This window comes from Niallia sp. FSL W8-0951, from assembly GCF_038006525.1.
In the GTDB taxonomy this organism is placed as follows: Bacteria; Bacillota; Bacilli; order Bacillales; family Cytobacillaceae; genus Niallia; species Niallia circulans.
The window spans coordinates 333,847-353,451 of sequence record NZ_JBBOVK010000003.1; the positions used below are offsets into that span (position 1 = coordinate 333,847).

General features: G+C 38.4%; 16 protein-coding genes, 1 tRNA gene, 2 rRNA genes and 1 pseudogene. 14 read left to right on the forward strand and 6 right to left on the reverse strand.

What is annotated here, in order from left to right:
- Nucleotides 1-318 precede the first annotated feature (318 nt).
- The 7 genes from NSS71_RS24000 (at nucleotide 319) to tsaD (ending at nucleotide 6,436) form a co-directional block, all read left to right on the forward strand.
- Nucleotides 319-3,254, forward strand: a 23S ribosomal RNA gene (locus tag NSS71_RS24000).
- 113 nt (nucleotides 3,255-3,367) lie between these two features.
- Nucleotides 3,368-3,484: ribosomal RNA gene (gene rrf / locus NSS71_RS24005) — 5S ribosomal RNA — on the forward strand.
- Nucleotides 3,485-3,503: 19 nt separating this feature from the next.
- A tRNA-Met gene (locus NSS71_RS24010) sits at nucleotides 3,504-3,577 on the forward strand.
- Between the two features lie 213 nt (nucleotides 3,578-3,790).
- On the forward strand, nucleotides 3,791-4,246 hold the full coding sequence (tsaE, locus tag NSS71_RS24015; RefSeq protein ID WP_047943321.1) for a tRNA (adenosine(37)-N6)-threonylcarbamoyltransferase complex ATPase subunit type 1 TsaE: 456 nt from the start codon (nucleotides 3,791-3,793) through the stop codon (nucleotides 4,244-4,246).
- On the forward strand, nucleotides 4,243-4,959 hold the full coding sequence (tsaB, locus tag NSS71_RS24020; protein ID WP_047943322.1) for a tRNA (adenosine(37)-N6)-threonylcarbamoyltransferase complex dimerization subunit type 1 TsaB: 717 nt from the start codon (nucleotides 4,243-4,245) through the stop codon (nucleotides 4,957-4,959). Before tsaE ends, tsaB begins: the two co-directional genes overlap by 4 nt.
- Nucleotides 4,959-5,405, forward strand: coding sequence for a ribosomal protein S18-alanine N-acetyltransferase (gene rimI / locus NSS71_RS24025; RefSeq protein ID WP_047943323.1), 447 nt, complete (start codon nucleotides 4,959-4,961; stop codon nucleotides 5,403-5,405). The genes tsaB and rimI overlap by 1 nt, the downstream gene beginning before the upstream one ends.
- Nucleotides 5,402-6,436 carry a tRNA (adenosine(37)-N6)-threonylcarbamoyltransferase complex transferase subunit TsaD gene (tsaD, locus tag NSS71_RS24030; RefSeq protein ID WP_144581469.1) on the forward strand — a complete coding sequence of 345 codons (1,035 nt, stop codon included), beginning with the start codon at nucleotides 5,402-5,404 and terminating at the stop codon, nucleotides 6,434-6,436. The genes rimI and tsaD overlap by 4 nt, the downstream gene beginning before the upstream one ends.
- A 200-nt stretch (nucleotides 6,437-6,636) precedes the next feature.
- Here tsaD and NSS71_RS24035 read toward each other — a convergent pair whose 3' ends face one another.
- Nucleotides 6,637-8,565: an ABC-F family ATP-binding cassette domain-containing protein gene (locus NSS71_RS24035; protein WP_341152101.1), complete on the reverse strand. Its 1,929-nt coding sequence runs from the start codon at nucleotides 8,563-8,565 to the stop codon at nucleotides 6,637-6,639.
- 139 nt (nucleotides 8,566-8,704) lie between these two features.
- Here NSS71_RS24035 and moaC point away from each other — a divergent pair, with 139 nt between their 5' ends.
- Both moaC and NSS71_RS24045 read left to right on the forward strand, forming a co-directional pair.
- Complete coding sequence (gene moaC, locus NSS71_RS24040) at nucleotides 8,705-9,190, forward strand: cyclic pyranopterin monophosphate synthase MoaC (RefSeq protein ID WP_047943326.1); 486 nt, start codon at nucleotides 8,705-8,707, stop codon at nucleotides 9,188-9,190.
- 39 nt (nucleotides 9,191-9,229) lie between these two features.
- Entirely contained in the window at nucleotides 9,230-9,910 is a 681-nt protein-coding gene (locus NSS71_RS24045; protein ID WP_047943327.1) for a redox-sensing transcriptional repressor Rex, read from the forward strand.
- 105 nt (nucleotides 9,911-10,015) lie between these two features.
- Here NSS71_RS24045 and NSS71_RS24050 read toward each other — a convergent pair whose 3' ends face one another.
- Both NSS71_RS24050 and NSS71_RS24055 read right to left on the reverse strand, forming a co-directional pair.
- Complete coding sequence (locus NSS71_RS24050; RefSeq protein ID WP_047943328.1) at nucleotides 10,016-10,237, reverse strand: YdiK family protein; 222 nt, start codon at nucleotides 10,235-10,237, stop codon at nucleotides 10,016-10,018.
- Nucleotide 10,238: 1 nt separating this feature from the next.
- Nucleotides 10,239-10,973 (reverse strand): CPBP family intramembrane glutamic endopeptidase, encoded by a 735-nt coding sequence (locus NSS71_RS24055; RefSeq protein ID WP_095320928.1) that lies wholly within the window; start codon nucleotides 10,971-10,973, stop codon nucleotides 10,239-10,241.
- A gap of 355 nt (nucleotides 10,974-11,328) precedes the next feature.
- On the opposite strand from NSS71_RS24055, the gene groES reads away from it, so the two are divergent.
- On the forward strand, nucleotides 11,329-11,613 hold the full coding sequence (gene groES, locus NSS71_RS24060; protein WP_047943330.1) for a co-chaperone GroES: 285 nt from the start codon (nucleotides 11,329-11,331) through the stop codon (nucleotides 11,611-11,613).
- Nucleotides 11,614-11,686: 73 nt separating this feature from the next.
- Nucleotides 11,687-13,321 carry a chaperonin GroEL gene (groL, locus tag NSS71_RS24065; RefSeq protein WP_047943331.1) on the forward strand — a complete coding sequence of 545 codons (1,635 nt, stop codon included), beginning with the start codon at nucleotides 11,687-11,689 and terminating at the stop codon, nucleotides 13,319-13,321.
- Nucleotides 13,322-13,421: 100 nt separating this feature from the next.
- Here groL and NSS71_RS24070 read toward each other — a convergent pair whose 3' ends face one another.
- A complete protein-coding gene (locus NSS71_RS24070) occupies nucleotides 13,422-13,976 on the reverse strand; it encodes a site-specific integrase (RefSeq protein WP_341152102.1) in 555 nt (184 codons plus the stop codon).
- 579 nt (nucleotides 13,977-14,555) lie between these two features.
- On the opposite strand from NSS71_RS24070, the gene NSS71_RS24075 reads away from it, so the two are divergent.
- Nucleotides 14,556-15,476 (forward strand): DMT family transporter, encoded by a 921-nt coding sequence (locus NSS71_RS24075; RefSeq protein WP_341152103.1) that lies wholly within the window; start codon nucleotides 14,556-14,558, stop codon nucleotides 15,474-15,476.
- A gap of 31 nt (nucleotides 15,477-15,507) precedes the next feature.
- Nucleotides 15,508-15,837, forward strand: coding sequence for a tRNA-binding protein (locus NSS71_RS24080; protein ID WP_095323047.1), 330 nt, complete (start codon nucleotides 15,508-15,510; stop codon nucleotides 15,835-15,837).
- 158 nt (nucleotides 15,838-15,995) lie between these two features.
- On the opposite strand, the gene NSS71_RS24085 is transcribed toward NSS71_RS24080, so the two are convergent.
- Complete coding sequence (locus NSS71_RS24085) at nucleotides 15,996-16,397, reverse strand: GNAT family N-acetyltransferase (RefSeq protein ID WP_095323048.1); 402 nt, start codon at nucleotides 16,395-16,397, stop codon at nucleotides 15,996-15,998.
- Between the two features lie 303 nt (nucleotides 16,398-16,700).
- Complete coding sequence (locus NSS71_RS24090; protein ID WP_176474115.1) at nucleotides 16,701-17,279, reverse strand: hypothetical protein; 579 nt, start codon at nucleotides 17,277-17,279, stop codon at nucleotides 16,701-16,703.
- 731 nt (nucleotides 17,280-18,010) lie between these two features.
- Between NSS71_RS24090 and NSS71_RS24095 the strand changes: the two are divergent.
- Nucleotides 18,011-19,570 (forward strand): annotated as a pseudogene (locus NSS71_RS24095) (IS1182 family transposase); the annotation flags it as partial.
- Nucleotides 19,571-19,605 lie beyond the last annotated feature (35 nt).

Sequence of the window (19,605 nt, forward strand, 5' to 3'; positions counted from 1 at the left end):
GTGAGGAGCAGAGCGAAGAAGCTGACGAAGAGATGCGAAGTTTATCTTTAGCCGAAATTGTTCCTTGAAAACTAGATTATGAAAAGTAAGAACCAAGAAAGAAACCGAGTAATCGCCATCTTAGATTCTCTATTTTAGAGAATTACTTCTTTGGAAAGTAATCGTATTAAACGAATACTCCTTCAAAGATTGGAGAGCAAAGAGAAGCAAGTAGATCAAGGAAGCGACCGAAACGAGCACCGGAGCGTACGACAGTACGTGAGGAGCAGAGTGAAGAAGCTGACGAAGAGATACGCCGCTTATCTTTGGTCGAAACTAAGTTAAGTTAGAAAGGGCGCACGGTGGATGCCTTGGCACTAGGAGCCGATGAAGGACGGGATTAACACCGATATGCTTTGGGGAGCTGTAAGTAAGCTTTGATCCAGAGATTTCCGAATGGGGAAACCCTCTATCCGTAATGGGATAGAATCTTTACCTGAATACATAGGGTACTGAAGGCAGACCCGGGGAACTGAAACATCTAAGTACCCGGAGGAAGAGAAAGCAAACGCGATTCCCTGAGTAGCGGCGAGCGAAACGGGATTAGCCCAAACCAAGAGGCTTGCCTCTTGGGGTTGTAGGACACTCTATATGGAGTTACAAAGGAACGGGGTAGACGAATCGATCTGGAAAGGTCAGTCGTAGAAGGTAAAAACCCTGTAGTCGAAACTTCGTTCCCTCTTGAGTGTATCCTGAGTACGGCGGGACACGAGAAATCCCGTCGGAAGCAGGGAGGACCATCTCCCAAGGCTAAATACTCCCTAGTGACCGATAGTGAACCAGTACCGTGAGGGAAAGGTGAAAAGCACCCCGGAAGGGGAGTGAAATAGATCCTGAAACCGTGTGCCTACAAGTAGTTAGAGCCCTTTTATGGGTGATAGCGTGCCTTTTGTAGAATGAACCGGCGAGTTACGATTACATGCGAGGTTAAGTTGAAGAGACGGAGCCGCAGCGAAAGCGAGTCTGAATAGGGCGAAATAGTATGTGGTTGTAGACCCGAAACCAGGTGATCTACCCATGTCCAGGGTGAAGTCCAGGTAACACTGGATGGAGGCCCGAACCCACGCACGTTGAAAAGTGCGGGGATGAGGTGTGGGTAGCGGAGAAATTCCAATCGAACTTGGAGATAGCTGGTTCTCTCCGAAATAGCTTTAGGGCTAGCCTCAAGATTTAGAGTATTGGAGGTAGAGCACTGTTTGGACTAGGGGCCCCCATCGGGTTACCGAATTCAGACAAACTCCGAATGCCAAATACTTATTCTTGGGAGTCAGACTACGAGTGATAAGATCCGTGGTCAAGAGGGAAACAGCCCAGACCACCAGCTAAGGTCCCAAAGTATACGTTAAGTGGAAAAGGATGTGGAGTTGCTTAGACAACCAGGATGTTGGCTTAGAAGCAGCCACCATTTAAAGAGTGCGTAATAGCTCACTGGTCGAGTGACTCTGCGCCGAAAATGTACCGGGGCTAAACGTATCACCGAAGCTGTGGATTGACATCTATGATGTCAGTGGTAGGAGAGCGTTCTAAGGGCGTTGAAGCTAGACCGTAAGGACTGGTGGAGCGCTTAGAAGTGAGAATGCCGGTATGAGTAGCGAAAGATGAGTGAGAATCTCATCCACCGAATGCCTAAGGTTTCCTGAGGAAGGCTCGTCCGCTCAGGGTTAGTCGGGACCTAAGCCGAGGCTGAAAAGCGTAGGCGATGGACAACAGGTTGATATTCCTGTACCACCTTTAAATCGTTTGAGCAATGGGGGGACGCAGGAGGATAGGGTAAGCGTGCTGTTGGATTAGCACGTCCAAGCAGTTAGGCTGGTAATGAGGCAAATCCCATTACCACATAAGCGGAGCTGTGACGGCGAGGGAAATATAGTACCGAAGTTCCTGATTCCACACTGCCAAGAAAAGCCTCTAGCGAGATTTAGGGTGCCCGTACCGCAAACCGACACAGGTAGGCGAGGAGAGAATCCTAAGGTGAGCGAGAGAACTCTCGTTAAGGAACTCGGCAAAATGACCCCGTAACTTCGGGAGAAGGGGTGCTCTTGCGGGTGCAAGCCTGCGAGAGCCGCAGTGAATAGGCCCAGGCGACTGTTTAGCAAAAACACAGGTCTCTGCGAAGCCGCAAGGCGAAGTATAGGGGCTGACACCTGCCCGGTGCTGGAAGGTTAAGAGGAGGGGTTAGCACGTTAGTGCGAAGCTCTGAATTGAAGCCCCAGTAAACGGCGGCCGTAACTATAACGGTCCTAAGGTAGCGAAATTCCTTGTCGGGTAAGTTCCGACCCGCACGAAAGGTGTAACGATCTGGGCACTGTCTCAACGAGAGACTCGGTGAAATTATAGTACCTGTGAAGATGCAGGTTACCCGCGACAGGACGGAAAGACCCCGTGGAGCTTTACTGCAGCCTGATATTGAATTTTGGTACAGCTTGTACAGGATAGGTAGGAGCCTTGGAAGCCGGAGCGCCAGCTTCGGTGGAGGCATTGGTGGGATACTACCCTGGCTGTATTGACATTCTAACCCGCACCCCTGATCGGGGTGGGAGACAGTGTCAGGTGGGCAGTTTGACTGGGGCGGTCGCCTCCTAAAAAGTAACGGAGGCGCCCAAAGGTTCCCTCAGAATGGTTGGAAATCATTCGTAGAGTGTAAAGGCACAAGGGAGCTTGACTGCGAGACCTACAAGTCGAGCAGGGACGAAAGTCGGGCTTAGTGATCCGGTGGTTCCGCATGGAAGGGCCATCGCTCAACGGATAAAAGCTACCCCGGGGATAACAGGCTTATCTCCCCCAAGAGTCCACATCGACGGGGAGGTTTGGCACCTCGATGTCGGCTCATCGCATCCTGGGGCTGTAGTCGGTCCCAAGGGTTGGGCTGTTCGCCCATTAAAGCGGTACGCGAGCTGGGTTCAGAACGTCGTGAGACAGTTCGGTCCCTATCCGTCGTGGGCGTAGGAAATTTGAGAGGAGCTGTCCTTAGTACGAGAGGACCGGGATGGACGCACCGCTGGTGTACCAGTTGTCTTGCCAAAGGCATCGCTGGGTAGCTATGTGCGGAAGGGATAAGTGCTGAAAGCATCTAAGCATGAAGCCCCCCTCAAGATGAGATTTCCCATAGCGCAAGCTAGTAAGATCCCTGAAAGATGATCAGGTTGATAGGTCAGAGGTGGAAGCGTGGCGACATGTGGAGCTGACTGATACTAATAGATCGAGGACTTAACTAAAATGAAAAGCGGAAACGCCTGTTTATCGGCGTTGGAGCTGGACAATACTGATTACTCATTCTTTCTTTTACTTCATAATCTAGTTTTGAGGGAATAACCTCACAAATAAATAGTCTGGTGGCGATAGCGAGAAGGTCACACCCGTTCCCATACCGAACACGGAAGTTAAGCTTCTCAGCGCCGATGGTAGTTGGGGGTTCTCCCCCTGTGAGAATAGGACGTCGCCAGGCTTTTATTATTTTATATCGTCGCGGGGTGGAGCAGTCTGGTAGCTCGTCGGGCTCATAACCCGAAGGTCGCAGGTTCAAATCCTGTCCCCGCAATCAAACAATGAAAAATCCTTAGGAATCAAACCTAAGGATTTTTTTGTTCGTCTAGGAATTCTTTAAATGGAGAGACTGTGGATAACTAAATAAAAATAAAATCGCAAGATCAGAAGGTTTTCCACAAAAAACAAAAGACTACCTTTAGACTCAGTGGGTAATTGAGTATAATAAAAGATAATACCATTATTAAATTTGTATTAGGAGTAATTTATGAATAACTTTGAATGGAAGGCAGATACTGCGGAAGGAACGATTGATTTTGCTGAGCGGATTGCATGGCTTTTACAAGCAGGAGATGTAATCACTTTAGAAGGTGATTTAGGTGCTGGCAAAACAACTTTTACAAAAGGAATAGCGAAAGGGTTAGGGATAACTAAAACAGTTAATAGTCCTACCTTTACAATAATTAAAGAGTATCAAGGGAAATTGCCATTGTATCATATGGATGTTTATCGTTTAAAGGATAGCGATGAGGATTTAGGATTTGATGAGTATTTCGAGGGTGAAGGCGTTACAGTAGTGGAGTGGGCTCATTTGATTGAGGAGCAGTTACCAGTGGATTATCTGCAGATTAACTTATACTATGATAATACATCGGGAAGAAAAATTGTCTTATCACCTAAGGGCTCCCGTTATATGCAATTATGTAAGGAGTTATTTTCATGAAGATATTAGCAATAGATACATCAAATTTTGTATTAGGGGTTGCCTTATATGAGAATGGGAAGGTAATCGGGGAGTATATTACAAACCTAAAAAAGAATCATTCGATTAGAGCAATGCCAGCAATTGAACAGTTAATGAAGGACTGTGATATAAAACCAAAGGATCTTTCTAAAATTGTGGTAGCAAAAGGTCCAGGATCTTATACAGGTGTGCGTATTGGTGTTACCATTGCGAAAACGCTGGCTTGGACGTTGAACATCCCACTCGTAGGTGTTTCTAGTTTAGAAGTGCTTGCTGCATCTGTGGGAAGATACTTTGATGGATATGTTTCTCCCTTATTTGATGCGAGAAGAGGACAGATTTACACAGGACTTTATCAATTTAGCAGAAATGATATCGAGATCGTAAAAAATGATCAGTTAATCCTTTCAACTGATTGGATAGAGGAACTTGTCCCATTAAAACAGCGAATATTGTTTGTAGGAAATGACTTACCTATACACCAAGATATCTTAACAGAAGGATTAGGAGAGTTTGCTCAGTTAACAGATGCTGTGGACTTTAATCCTAGACCGTCGATTCTTGCAATGTTAGGGGAAGCTAGAGAGGGAGAAGCGATACATACGTTTACCCCTAATTATATTCGCTTAGCAGAAGCAGAGGCAAATTGGCTGAAGGCAAATAAAATAGAGAAAAAGGAAGACAGGGGATAATGTCAACATTTGAATTTCGCAATATGACAGTCGCGGATATCGATGATGTTTTTAAAATTGAAACGATTTCTTTTAGTACTCCATGGAGCAAAGAGGCTTTTTATAATGAGCTGACCCAAAATCGGTTTGCAAAATATATTGTCATCCAATATGAAGACGAGCTTGTTGGATATTGTGGTGTATGGATTGTTGTAGATGAAGCACATATTACAAATATCGCTATTCTGCCTGATTTTAGAGGGAAAAAACTTGGTGAAATGCTGCTCACAAAGATTATGGATGAAGCAAGGAAGCTTGGTGCAACTACTATGACACTAGAAGTTCGTGTAACAAATAAAGTAGCACAAAATTTATATAGAAAACTTGGATTTCAAAATGGAGCAATTAGAAAGAAGTATTATACAGATAATCTAGAAGATGCTTTAGTAATGTGGGTGAAATTATGAAGAATAATAATGTAATAATAATGGGCATGGAAACAAGCTGTGATGAGACGGCTGTTTCTATTGTAAAAAACGGAACAGAAATCCTTTCTAATATTGTTTCTTCTCAAATAGAAAGTCATAAACGATTTGGCGGAGTAGTTCCAGAAATTGCTTCAAGACATCATGTGGAGCAGATTACGCTTGTGATTGAAGAGGCCCTCTCGAAAGCACAGATAAGCTATGAGGACATAGATGCTATTGCTGTAACGGAAGGTCCTGGTTTAGTCGGTGCTCTTTTAATAGGTGTAAATGCAGCTAAAGCAATAAGTTTTGCACATGATATCCCCTTAGTTGGTGTACATCATATTGCTGGGCATATTTATGCTAATCGACTTGTGGATAACTTAGAATTCCCTTTATTAGCGCTTGTGGTTTCTGGTGGTCATACCGAATTAGTATTAATGAAAGAGCATGGTCACTTTGAGGTTATTGGAGAAACAAGGGATGATGCGGCTGGCGAAGCATATGATAAAGTCGCAAGAACGCTCCAGCTTCCTTATCCAGGTGGTCCTCATATCGATCGATTAGCAAGCGAGGGAGACCCAAAAGCCGTAAAGCTGCCACGGGCATGGATAGAAGGCACGTATGATTTTAGTTTCAGTGGATTAAAATCTGCAGTTATCAACACTGTGCATAACGCTGAACAACGTGGAGAAGTTATTAGACCAGAGGACTTGGCTGCTAGTTTTCAGGAAAGTGTAGTGGATGTATTAGTTTCAAAGACTGTGGAAGCAGCAAAGGAATACAAGGTAAAACAAGTTGTATTAGCGGGCGGTGTTGCTGCTAACAAGGGTTTAAGAACAGTACTTGCAGAGAAATTTGAACAGTTAGAATCTGTAAAGTTAACCATTCCTCCATTATCTTTATGCACAGATAATGCAGCAATGATTGCAGCAGCCGGTACCATTTTCTTCGAAAAAGGACAGCGGGCACAATTGGATTTAAACGGAAATCCAGGATTAGATATAACTATCCACAATGAAAAGGAATAAGCCTTTTTACTTAGATGCATAGAAAAGAGTAATTGTGAATAAATATGATGTTATATACATAAAATGTGGATAATGTGTATAACTTATTATTGTTTTGTGGATAATGTGGGTAAATATGTGGAAAGCTTATATAATAACTCTTTAATATGTGGATAATAATGTGGAAAAAAAGTACTGGGTATTGGCATACCCAGTACTTTTTACTTATCTGACAATTCGGTCCATTCATCCATCAAACGATCAATTTGACCTTTTAACTGTTCAAGGCTGTTATTTAGTTCTAAAACCTTGGCATGGTCCTGAAAAATTTCAGGTTCACATAGGAGATTTTCCTGTTCCGATACTTTTAGTTCTAGTTCTTCGATCGTTGTTTCAATTTCTTCAATTCTTCTGATTCTTTGTCTTTCTAGCTTTTTGGCTTCCTTATCCATCTGATAAGATGTTTTGTCTTCTGTACCATTGTCACGTTCAACCTGAATAGAAGCCGTTGCTTCCAATGCTTTAATCTCTGCTTGTTCTAACTTCTTTTCCACATAATAATCGTAGTCACCTAAGAATTCTGTAGATCCCTCTGCACTTAATTCAATCACTTTTGTTGCGATTCTATTTATAAAATAACGATCATGTGAAACAAATAAAATGGTGCCCGGATAATCAATTAGAGCATTTTCAAGTACTTCTTTACTATCTAAATCTAAATGGTTAGTTGGCTCGTCCAATATTAATACATTGGGTTTTTCCATCATTAATTTGGACAATGCTAAACGCGCTTTTTCCCCGCCGCTTAATGAGTTAACTGTTTTTAAAACATCATCACCTGAGAATAAGAAGTTACCAAGTACCGTTCGGATATCTTTTTCAGGAGTTAGTGGAAAATCATCCCATAATTCATTTAATACGCGTTTGTTTGATGTCAATTCCGCTTGTTCTTGATCATAGTAGCCGATCATTACATTTGATCCAAGTGAAATGGAGCCAGCATGCTTTGGCAGCTTTTCAATAATTGTCTTTAATAAAGTAGATTTACCAACACCGTTTGGTCCGACTAATGCCACACTATCTCCTCGTTTTATTTGGAAGGATATGTGTTTGGATACAGTATTATCTTTATAACCAATAGAAAGATCATCCATTTTTAAAACATCATTTCCTGTTTGTTTTGTAATTTCAAACCCAAAAGAAGCTGATTTTTCATTTCCGTCTGGACGATCCATCCGTTCCATTTTATCCAATGTCTTTCTACGGCTTTGTGCTCTTTTGGTAGTAGATGCACGTGCTAAGTTTTTTTGAATAAATGTTTCTAGTTTGGCAATTTCATCTTGCTGCTTTTCATAAAGTTTCATTTCACGCTCATAATTTTCTGCTTTTTGCTCAAGATAACCGCTATAGTTACCGAGAAACTTTTGAATATGATGTCTAGATATTTCATAGACTTGTGTTACTACTTTGTCAAGGAAGTAACGGTCATGGGAAACGATTAATACGGCTCCTTTATAGCCTTGCAAGTATTGCTCTAACCAGGAAAGTGTTTCAATATCTAAATGGTTAGTCGGCTCATCCAGAATTAAAATATCTGGTGTCGTAAGAAGCAGTTTAGCTAATGCCAGTCTTGTTTTCTGGCCACCACTTAAAGAGGAAATTTTAGTACTGTAATCGAATGTATTAAAGTTAAGTCCGTGTAAAACGGAACGTATATCTGCTTCGTATTGATAGCCGCCATTTTCCTTAAAATCGTATTGCAGATTGTCATATTCTTTTAAAATTTTCTCAAAAGCATCTGGGTTCTCGATAGTGCCAGGATCCGACATCTGTTGTTCCAGTTTTCTTAAATGCTTCTCTTTTATTTGAAGTTCGTGGAATACAGTTAACATCTCATCCCAAATGGAAAGACTTGATTCCAGCCCTGTATTTTGGGCGAGATAGCCTATTTCGACATTTTTCGGTTTTATGATTTCACCAGAGTCATGAGACAGTTGTCCAGCAATTATTTTTAATAAGGTAGACTTCCCAGCACCATTTCTTCCCACGAGAGCGATTCTATCTCTTGCTTGTACTTCTAATTTTATATTTGATAAGATAAGTTCAGCTCCAAAGTGCTTGGTTAGCTGATTTACTTGTAATAGTATCATTTCTTCACCTCAGGGGATTATGTACCATAAGTGTAACCTAAAAATACGTTATACTGCAATAAAGGTGAAATGGGAAAAAAGTGATAATAAATACACATTCTCTTTAAAATAGTGTATCATTTTGCTTAGAGGTGTTATTATGGGGGAGTTTACACATTTTAATCATGAGGGCCGTGCAAAAATGGTTGATATCTCAGAAAAAAGTGAAACCGTTCGCATAGCTGTTGCTCAATCTAGCATTAAAGTAAGGGAAGAAATCTATCAGAAAATCACAAATCTAGAAATCAAAAAAGGGGATGTCTTAGCTGTTGGGCAAGTGGCAGGAATTATGGCTGCTAAGAAAACGGCTGATATTATCCCTATGTGTCACCCAATTATGTTGAAGGGTGTCGATATATCGTTTCGATGGGAAGAAGAGGCAGGATTTTTCCACCTAATTATTTCAGCAACGGTAAAGACAGTTGGGAGTACGGGTGTGGAAATGGAAGCCTTAACTGCTGCTTCTGTCACAGCGTTAACTATTTATGATATGTGTAAAAGCATGGATAAAGGGATGGTAATTGGGCACACCTATTTAGTCGAGAAATCGGGTGGAAAAAGCGGCAATTACAAAAGAGAGCAGTAGAAATAACTGCTAATTTTTAAATATAGGTAGGGGATAAGTATGCATAATGAAGTAATGAAAATACCGCAGGCAACAGCGAAGCGGTTACCATTATATTATCGTTTTTTAAAAAACTTGCATTCATCGGGAAAGCAGAGAGTTTCTTCCGCTGAATTAAGTGAAGCAGTCAAGGTTGATTCTGCTACGATAAGACGGGATTTTTCATATTTTGGTGCTCTTGGAAAAAAAGGATATGGTTATAATGTAAACTATTTATTGTCATTTTTCCGTAAAACATTAGATCAAGATGAACTAACAAAGGTTGCTTTAATTGGTGTTGGTAATCTGGGGGTTGCCTTTTTAAAATATAACTTCTTAAAAAATAATAACACAAAAATAGAAGTGGGATTCGATGTGATAGAAGAAAAGATTGGCACTTTAGTGAACGATGTGCCGATTCATCATATGGATGATCTAGAGAAAGTTCTGCAAGAAAATGGAGTAGAAGTGGCGATATTAACGGTTCCTGCAAGTGCTGCTCAGATAATCACTGATCGTTTAGTGGAAAGTAATATTAAAGGGATATTGAACTTTACTCCTGCTCGTCTAAATGTGCCATCAAATGTACGAGTTCATCATATTGACTTAGCAGTAGAGCTGCAATCTCTTGTTTATTTCTTAAAACATTATCCTACTCCGGATGCGGAAGTAGAAGTAGAGGCTGAGGAAACGGAAGAATAAAAAGGAAATGCGTGTATAAGAGTGTAGAGGGAACTACATTCTTATACACGCATTTTTTTGAGAAATTTTTGCTCGTTGATTTCCAACAGAAGCCAACGGACTTGATTATTGTTTTGGTTTTTTAGTGTCGCGTTGGTTTTTTTTCAGGAAAAAGTGAAAATTGATTAGCTTAATTCCTGAACCGATATCAAAGGTCGCGAGGATGACTAGTAAATATGTATAAAATCCCCATTCTTGGTTTCGTTGTAAATCATGTACTGCAAAGTATATAAAGAAAGCTCCGAATATAATATATAGAACTCCTGAAAATAGCGGTGATCTTCTCATTTTATAAAAATCCTCCAATAAAGTGTGTGACGCCTGAGTACTTTTCCTGCCATTCGATAATTCTATCATAGTTTAATTGCATGATAACTACGAATGAATTCATTGCGACATGGGCGAAGATTGGCACAAGAATCCTTTTGGTCCTCACATATAGGAAAGCAAATGTAAATCCCATGCTTGCATATAGTAGAATATGGGAGAAATCTCTATGAGCAACCGCAAAGATAAGGGAGCTAATTAGTGCAGAGATAAAAAATCCGAACCGCTTATATAGGGAACCGAAAATAATTTTACGAAACACAATTTCCTCGAGAATGGGTCCAATCATACTTACTACGATAATGACAAGAGGTGCAGCATTAATAAGCTGCATGATTTGCTCTGTGTTTTCCGATCCAGCTTCTATGCCTAATAGTCGTTCGATTATGCCTGCGAAGGTTTGTGCAAATAAAGATAGAAAAATGCCCCCGATTGCCCAGCCGATAGAAGAAGGAATATTCATCATATCGGAACGCATTGGATTTCTCATTTCTTTTCTTAACAGAAAAAGACAGATTATAAGGGTAACGACAAAACTAAATATCAACCAAATAACGTTAGATTGGAATTGAATCGCTTTAGATGCTGGGTTATACCCAAGCAAACCAGCGATAAAAAGAACAACAGGAACTCCAACAAAAGTAGAGAGCTGCATGGCAATGTAAGCTATTATGATAATCCAATATTCTTTTTTCAAAATAAAAGCTCCTTTAAATAAATATGGTTTAAAAGTTTGTGACATAGGAATTATATCTAAGCTGATCTGTTCATATTATATTGAAGATAACAGACAATCATACTTTCTATTCTACTAATAAGGAGTGTCTTGTTTCAAATAGTAGCAACTAAAATAATAGAAAGAATGAATATTTAAGGCGTAAAGGTATATACTTTGTAAGGGCAAAAGAAACTAGAAAAAAATTTACGAAAAAATAAGTCTTGTCTCTTGCATTCTGAGAAAAGATTAATTAATATAATAATTGTGTTAGCACTCATTGTGATTGAGTGCTAATAATAAAAAATTTGTATATAATTTGAGGAGGTTGTTTCACTTGTTAAAGCCATTAGGAGATCGCATTATTATTGAGCTTGTTGAAACAGAAGAAAAAACTGCAAGTGGTATCGTATTACCAGACTCTGCTAAAGAAAAGCCTCAAGAAGGTAAAGTAGTAGCTGTAGGAACTGGTCGTGTACTAGACAACGGAGAACGTGCTGCGCTTGAAGTATCTGTTGATGACCGCATTATCTTCTCAAAATACTCTGGTACTGAAGTGAAGTACGAAGGGAAAGAATATTTAATCCTTCGCGAAAGCGACATTTTAGCTATTATTGGCTAACTTTATTTTAACATAAGAGATTACTGAATTATAAAAATACATGAGATAACAATACTTGAGGAGGTTTTTCAAAATGGCTAAAGATATTAAATTTAGTGAAGAAGCTCGCCGTGCAATGCTGCGTGGGGTAGACGCTCTAGCAGACGCTGTTAAAGTAACGCTTGGACCAAAAGGACGCAACGTGGTTCTTGAAAAAAAATATGGTTCACCACTTATTACAAATGATGGTGTAACAATTGCAAAAGAAATCGAATTAGAAGATGCATTCGAAAACATGGGTGCAAAACTAGTTGCTGAAGTAGCAAGCAAAACAAATGATGTTGCTGGAGACGGTACAACAACAGCAACAGTTCTAGCACAAGCAATGATCCGCGAAGGACTTAAAAACGTTACTGCTGGAGCTAACCCAATGGGTATCCGTAAAGGGATGGACAGAGCAATCTCAACTGCGATTGAGGAATTAAAAGCTATCTCTAAACCAATCGAAGGCAAAGCTTCTATTGCACAAGTTGCTGCTATTTCTTCTGCAGATGAAGAAGTAGGACAATTAATTGCTGAAGCAATGGAACGCGTTGGTAACGACGGTGTTATCACAATCGAAGAATCAAAAGGTTTCACTACTGAGCTAGACGTAGTAGAAGGTATGCAGTTCGACCGTGGATATGTATCACCTTACATGGTAACTGACTCAGATAAAATGGAAGCTGTTCTTGAAAATCCATATATCTTAATTACAGATAAAAAGATTACAAACATTCAAGAAATTTTACCAGTGTTAGAGCAAGTTGTTCAACAAGGTAAACCATTATTAATCGTTGCAGAAGACGTTGAAGGCGAAGCAAATGCTACATTAGTATTAAACAAACTTCGCGGTACTTTCACTGCAGTAGCTGTTAAAGCTCCTGGATTCGGTGATCGTCGTAAAGCAATGCTAGAAGATATCGCTGTTTTAACAGGTGGTCAAGTAATCACAGAAGATCTTGGCTTAGAGCTTAAGACAACATCTATTGAATCTTTAGGACGCGCCGCAAAAGTAGTAATCACAAAAGAGACTACTACAATTGTAGAAGGTGCTGGTTCAACAGAAGATATCCAAGCACGTGTAAACCAAATCCGTGTTCAATTAGAAGAAACTACTTCTGAATTTGACCGTGAAAAATTACAAGAACGTCTTGCAAAACTTTCTGGCGGTGTAGCAGTAGTGAAAGTTGGAGCTGCAACAGAAACAGAATTAAAAGAACGCAAACTACGTATCGAAGATGCTCTAAACTCTACTCGCGCTGCTGTGGAAGAAGGTATCGTAGCAGGTGGTGGTACAGCACTTCTAAACGTATACAATAAAGTAGCTGCTATCCAAGCAGAAGGCGACGAAGCAACTGGTATCAACATCGTTCTACGCGCGATCGAAGAACCAGTTCGTCAAATCGCATTCAACGCAGGTCTAGAAGGATCCGTAATCGTTGAGAAATTGAAAAACGAACCAGTGGGAACAGGATTCAACGCTGCTAACGGCGAATGGGTAAACATGATCGAAGCTGGTATCGTTGATCCAACTAAAGTTACTCGTTCTGCCTTACAAAACGCAGGTTCAGTTGCTGCTATGTTCTTAACAACAGAAGCTGTAGTTGCTGACAAGCCAGAACCAGCTGGTCAAGGTGCTGCAATGCCTGACATGGGTGGCATGGGCGGAATGGGCGGCATGATGTAGGCAAATTCCTGAATCCCAGTACTACCATGGGTTTCAAGGGTTTGAAAGGGATGAGATAGTGTTTTTGCCCATCCCTTGCCCAATTTTTCTTCTCAAAAATTTAAATTATGAAGCTTTCGCTGAGAGAATTGATCTTAGCGGTAGCTTCTTTTTTTTGTTGTTCTGTTTGATGAATATAAGTACTATTTGTTACATGAGATCCTTTTGCGTGTCCAAGTCTTGCTTGAATATATTCAAACTCTACTCTTTTTTCTCTTAACATGGTAGTATGGGTATGTCTAAGTGTGTGTGGTGAAAAAGAAGGATCCAAATCAGCAATTCTTAATAATAGATTCATACGAGTTTCTATTTTTTTAACAATTTCTGCCTCGCCAAATTCTTTCGCAAAAACAAACCCATTATCAATATAGTCTTTACGTAACTCCATCTTGTGTTTATTTTGTTTAACTTTATGTTCTTTTAGCAATCTTATTAGGTGATCATCAATATCCACAAAACGAATGGAACTTTTATTTTTAGGAGGTACCAATAGTGTTTCATTTTTATTATTGTTGGGGTTATACACAGTTTTGCTTATGTGGATAACTTTCTTTTCTAAATCAACTCTATCCCATGTTAATGCACATAACTCACCTACTCTTAATCCTGTAATCAAATCCGTTGTACAATTTGTGATAAAAATATTTTGTTAAATGAAAAAATATATGTAGATGAAGTACATACTCTAACACACCAATATTGCGGTTAAGCACTCGACTCTGGTGTTTAAGTTATTGAATTATGTTTTTAAAGATATAAGCCTTGCTAAATTTTATAACAGTAATGCTCCTTAAAGGTGTTTAATTTCTATTCATTTAAATGGGTTTACTTTCAAAAATGTATAATAAAGTTTAATTCTTATTCACTAAAGCCCTCCTAGAGTTTCAGTGTAACACTTCACATAAAATCCCTTTAAAGAATTTAGAACATAGAGCAGTGTTTCCAAAAACTAAAACGAAAAATCAAGTCAGGAGAATGGTTTTATTTTCTCTTTAATTAACAATGTTCAACAAAATGATTATTTGTTACAATATGAAAATACGTAAAATTGTTATGAGGTGAAAACATGTATTGGACTCCATTATTTGAAAACGATGTACCAACAGCACTCTCCCAATCTTAACGGAGAGAAAATTTTAGAATTGTATTCTCTCCGTTAGGTCCAAACAGACCTGAAAATACGGAGGGTAAAAATATGAAAAACACAATAATCGGTTCTTTATTTTTAATAATAGCTTCAAGTATATGGGGAGGTATGTATGTTGTCGTAAAGGTAGTGGTGTCAGTCATACCACCATTAGAACTTGTATGGATTCGATATATTATCGCACTTGTTGCGTTAGTAATCATTGGATTGGTTACTAAACAAAAATGGAAGATTAAAAAGAAACATATAGGGTTAATAACTGCAATTTCAATTGTAGGATATGTTATTTCCATTGTTACCCAAGAAACAGGTACCATGCTTTCTAGTGCCCAAATGGGAGCTATTATCACTTCTACAACACCTGCATTTATGGTTGTGTTTGCTAGTCTAATGCTTAAAGAGCGTTTAACTTTTAAGAAAGCAATTTCTGTCAGCTTAGCCACCATTGGGGTCATTATTATCGTTGGAATTGATGATATTAATATGTCAAGTATGCTAGGTGGCATCTCGCTTATTATAGCTGCGTTGACATGGGCTTTAATGTCCGTTCTAATCAAATGTTTACCTAGTGGTTATTCACAAATTGTAGTAAATACCTATGCAACTTTAATTGCTTTTGTTGTTTTAACTCCTTTTGTTATTACAAAATTAACTAAATTAAATTTGGCCGAATTAACAAACCCTTCTATATGGGGAGGCTTGTTATATTTAGGGATAGTATCAACAGCTATCGCATTTCTATTGTGGAATCGTGGATTACAATTGCTAAATGCCTCTGGTGGTGGAGTTTTCTTCTTTTTTCAACCCGTTGTTGGAACATTATTAGGTTGGTTGATTTTAGGTGAAACTATTAGTATTACTTTTTGGTTTGGTTCTTTCTTAATTCTTTTGGGTGTACTAATTGTTTTAAGAGATAGAAAAGAAGAACAGAATCTTATTCAATCAAATCTCAAATGTAAAAAAGAGTGAAAAATACTCAAAATATAGTGGAGGAATTGTAATGATAACTTTTAACGATTTTCAAAAAATAGATATGCGTGTTGGAGAAATTATCAGAGCAGAAGCATTTCCTAAAGCAAGAAAACCAGCGTATAAATTATGGGTTGACTTTGGAGAAGAAATAGGAATTAAACAAAGTAGTGCTCAAATAACTGATTGTTATAGTTTAGATGAACTTGTTGGAAAACAAGTAGTAGGAGTAGTTAATTTCCCTCCAATGAAAGTAGCTGACTTTAGTTCGGAAGTTTTGGTAATGGGGACCTATTCAAAACAAGGTGTTGTTCTAATAGAACCGCAACAAAGGGTCGAAAAAGGTGACCGATTAGGCTAAAGTTCGAAGAACACAAATGATATATTTTCATTTGTGTTCTTTTTTTACGTTCTTCCACTAATCTGCCATGATTGTTGCATAAGGAGTCTACTCTACATTAATTACAAGAAAGGAATACTACTATATTTTTTCAATAATAACTACTTTTTTTAAGATTTTTAATTCGTATATACACATAAGAACCGTTCTACACTTGGGTACTTTTCTCCTAAACTTGTTATTTTAAATCCATTTTTCCGATAAAAACCCACTGCGTCGTTGTCTGTTTCAGCAGAGATAAATGTATACTGCTTAGAAAGAAATTTAATCATTTGGCTGCCAACGGATTTTCCTCTTTGTTTTGTAGATACTGCAATATGTTTAATTACACACTCGTTAGGATTAATAATTTCAATTCCAATACAACCAACGATTTCCCCGTATTGTTGAAGAAAGAATAACTGTCTGTTAAATGTATTTAAATACTTTTCATATTCATACTCAACCTTAGAATATGTAGTTGCAAAGGAAAGAAGTTCTCGGATTGATGGATGAATAGTTTTCGTACTTACCTTTTCCAAATCACACCATCCCTTTATCATGTGTTGAATACATAATTCGGTATTAAACCAACTTTAATATTTTTTAAAGAACATTATTATACGTGAATACACAAGACACTTCGGTGTCTTTTTTTATATCATCCATTATCGGATATCTAAAAGCATGCTTCAAAGATCATTAATTAATTAAAAGCGAAAAGATCATCATATCAACTAAATCTGCATAATACAATTATTCTTGGACATATTACGTATGTAGATATTTCACTAGCCGCGGGATTATATATTTCATAAACCTAAAAAAGAGCAACATGTGCCCTTTTATACGGTTGGTTCTAAACCATCAATCTTTGCTTCAGAAGCAGCAATTTCCCTTTGATAAGCTTCTGTTACAAGTTCAGTATGTAAATAATCAAGAATTTTTGTAATGCATTGCTGGAAACGTGGTTTTCCATTTTTCTTCATGTAGTCACGTTCATAGGCTAGAATCCTAGAAACTTTTCTCTCTAGTTCCTCGACTAGCTTTTTGTTTTTTAAGACAACCTGCACCTGTTTACCAGCATATGTATATTCACGATCAATATATTTTTTGGTCACTGGCACTACTTGCGACACATTGAAAATAGACTTTTTATCTGTTTTCCCAACGTGATAATAACAAGAGCGTATTTTGTGTTCCGGGGAGTCTAAATAACTTTGAATTCTAGCTTGCCCCCTAGCATCTCGATGATTGTAATTTCCTAATGGAATAGCCCAATATATTTCAGGATGTTGCTTTGATTGGATTAGTGTAACCACTGGGCGTTTCTTCACATCGTCCCAAGTGCCACCTAAATTCCTAATTAATTGAAAAAACTCTTCTTTTGCGAAATACATACCTTTTTCAATAATCTCAGACATCTTTTCCCCCTTATCAGCAAAAAAGAACCCCGTTTATAGAGGTTCCTTCTTCCGATGTTAAAAAGGGTGCACACCGGGAAGCACGATTCTCTTTCTCAACGATTTTTAAGGCGTAATATCGTGAAACGCTATGGAAATCTCGACGATTTTTAGGCGTAGTATCGTGAACGCTTTTTAATAATCCCAACGATTTTTAAGGCGTAATATCGTGAAACGCTTTTTTTGACACTCAATAATAACAATTATTGAGGCTCAATGTTCGTGTACATTGAGAAACCTGTTACCGCGCTGTGCGCTAAAATCCGAGCTGAAAATAAATCTGATAGTAGGTCGCTCTATCTAGCTTGACCTACACAAACCCAACATTCCATGATGGAAGTTGTTGTTACACTCTTATTATAGCCTTAGCGATAAAAAATATCCACATTTTTGATCAAATTTTCTTGACATATTTTTCTCTATGTACGTTATTGACTAATTTCAGTCTATGTACATTATTGACGATTTGTCAAGTGATTTATGTTTGTAATGTATAGAGATAATAAAGACGTTTAATTTTGAAATAAAAAACAAGAAGAGGCTGGGACAAAACCCTCCTCTAAGACGAAAAAAACGGTGAAATTTTACGACAAGTAAAATTTCACCGTTTTGCTTATTTACAATAAAAAATAAGGACAACTTCTGATAAAATTAAGTTACCACACAAAATCTAATCAGAAAGAAGTGTCCTTATGTTTAAAGATTATACCATGAATCAAATCGTTTTACCTTTAGATTTAGAAGTAAAGTTACAAAATAATGATATTGCCTTCCATGTCCATCATTTAGTGGAAAGTATCCCTCAAGAAGCGTTTGAACCATTTCTTCGAAATGAAGGTTGTCCTGCCTATCATCCACGCATAATGCTTAAAATTATTTTATGTGCCTATACTCAATCTGTCTTTTTGGGGCGTAAAATGGAGGCCCTATTAAAAGACAGTATCCGTATGATGTGGTTAGCTCAAGGGTATGAACCAAGCTATCGTACAATTAACCGATTTCGTGTTCAACCAGAAGTAAAAGATTTAATCCGTCAATGTTTTATCCAATTTCGCTGCCAATTGATTGAAGAAAAACTGATTGATCAAGAAGCGATATTTATCGATGGTACAAAGATTGAAGCGAATGCGAATAAATTTACGTTTGTCTGGAAGAAAGCGATTGAGAAATTTCATCAGAGTTTAATCGATAAGTCAAACCAGTTGTACAATGAGTTGCTTGAGAACGAAATCATACCCCAAATTGAACGGGAAAGTGATGAACAGCTATCATTTGGAGAACTCACTCAAATGGTTCAAAAAGTAGAAGAAGTAGTGACCGAATATGATAAACAAATGGAAGCATCTTCAGATGTTACTGAACGAAAAGCCTTACGAAGTGAACGAAAATACCCGAAACAAGTGCGTAAACAGTTGATTGATTTTGTCTTGAGAAAACGGAAGTACCAACAGGATCTTAAAATCTTTGGACCACGTAATAGCTATTCTAAAACAGATCTAGATGCGACATTGATGCGAATGAAAGATGATTATATGAAAAACGGGCAATTGAAAGCTGGTTACAATGTACAAGTCGCAACGGAAGGTCAATATGCGCTTGCTTATAGTTTATTTCCAAACCCAACAGATACACGTACGTTAATTCCATTTTTAGATGAGATCGAGCAACATTATTTCGAGTTACCGAAACATATTGTTGCAGATGCAGGTTATGGTAGTGAACAAAACTTTAGTGATATTCTCTCAAACAGAAACCGAGAAGCACTGATAACATATAACATGTTTTTGAAGGAACAAAAGAAAAAGTACAAACAAAATACATTTAATCCTGATAACTGGGAATATGATCAAGAAACCGATACATATATGTGCCCTAATCAGAAGCGTTTAGAATTTCAATATCATTCTTTCCGAACGGACGCTACAGGTTTCCAAAGGAGTTTCAAAATCTACGAGTGCGAAGACTGTTCAGGATGCCCATTCCGCTCATCATGTACCAAGGCAAAAGAAGGAAACAATCGAAAACTAATGGTGAACAAAAAATGGGAACAGCAAAAAGAATATGTGAGAGCGAAGCTTTCAGAAGAGAAAACGAGTGCCATCTATCGAAAACGCAAAACCGATGTGGAACCAGTTTTTGGATTCTTGAAGGCTAATTTGCGTTTCACTCGATTTTCTGTACGAGGAAAATCGAAGGTGGAAAACGAAATGGGCCTCGCGTTAATGGCAGTGAATTTAAGAAAATTCACTGCCATTAACTAAGATAATAGAAGAATTAACACGAAAAA

Excerpts from the sequence above, each read along its gene's own strand:
- rimI (WP_047943323.1), top strand. The coding sequence starts at position 4,959 with ATGTCAACATTTGAATTTCGCAATATGACAGTCGCGGATATCGATGAT.
- NSS71_RS24045 (WP_047943327.1), top strand. The coding sequence starts at position 9,230 with ATGCATAATGAAGTAATGAAAATACCGCAGGCAACAGCGAAGCGGTTA.
- NSS71_RS24090 (WP_176474115.1), bottom strand. The coding sequence starts at position 17,279 with ATGTCTGAGATTATTGAAAAAGGTATGTATTTCGCAAAAGAAGAGTTT.
- NSS71_RS24075 (WP_341152103.1), top strand. The coding sequence starts at position 14,556 with ATGAAAAACACAATAATCGGTTCTTTATTTTTAATAATAGCTTCAAGT.
- moaC (WP_047943326.1), top strand. The coding sequence starts at position 8,705 with ATGGGGGAGTTTACACATTTTAATCATGAGGGCCGTGCAAAAATGGTT.
- tsaD (WP_144581469.1), top strand. The coding sequence starts at position 5,402 with ATGAAGAATAATAATGTAATAATAATGGGCATGGAAACAAGCTGTGAT.
- NSS71_RS24035 (WP_341152101.1), bottom strand. The coding sequence starts at position 8,565 with ATGATACTATTACAAGTAAATCAGCTAACCAAGCACTTTGGAGCTGAA.
- NSS71_RS24080 (WP_095323047.1), top strand. The coding sequence starts at position 15,508 with ATGATAACTTTTAACGATTTTCAAAAAATAGATATGCGTGTTGGAGAA.
- groL (WP_047943331.1), top strand. The coding sequence starts at position 11,687 with ATGGCTAAAGATATTAAATTTAGTGAAGAAGCTCGCCGTGCAATGCTG.
- NSS71_RS24050 (WP_047943328.1), bottom strand. The coding sequence starts at position 10,237 with ATGAGAAGATCACCGCTATTTTCAGGAGTTCTATATATTATATTCGGA.
- tsaE (WP_047943321.1), top strand. The coding sequence starts at position 3,791 with ATGAATAACTTTGAATGGAAGGCAGATACTGCGGAAGGAACGATTGAT.
- tsaB (WP_047943322.1), top strand. The coding sequence starts at position 4,243 with ATGAAGATATTAGCAATAGATACATCAAATTTTGTATTAGGGGTTGCC.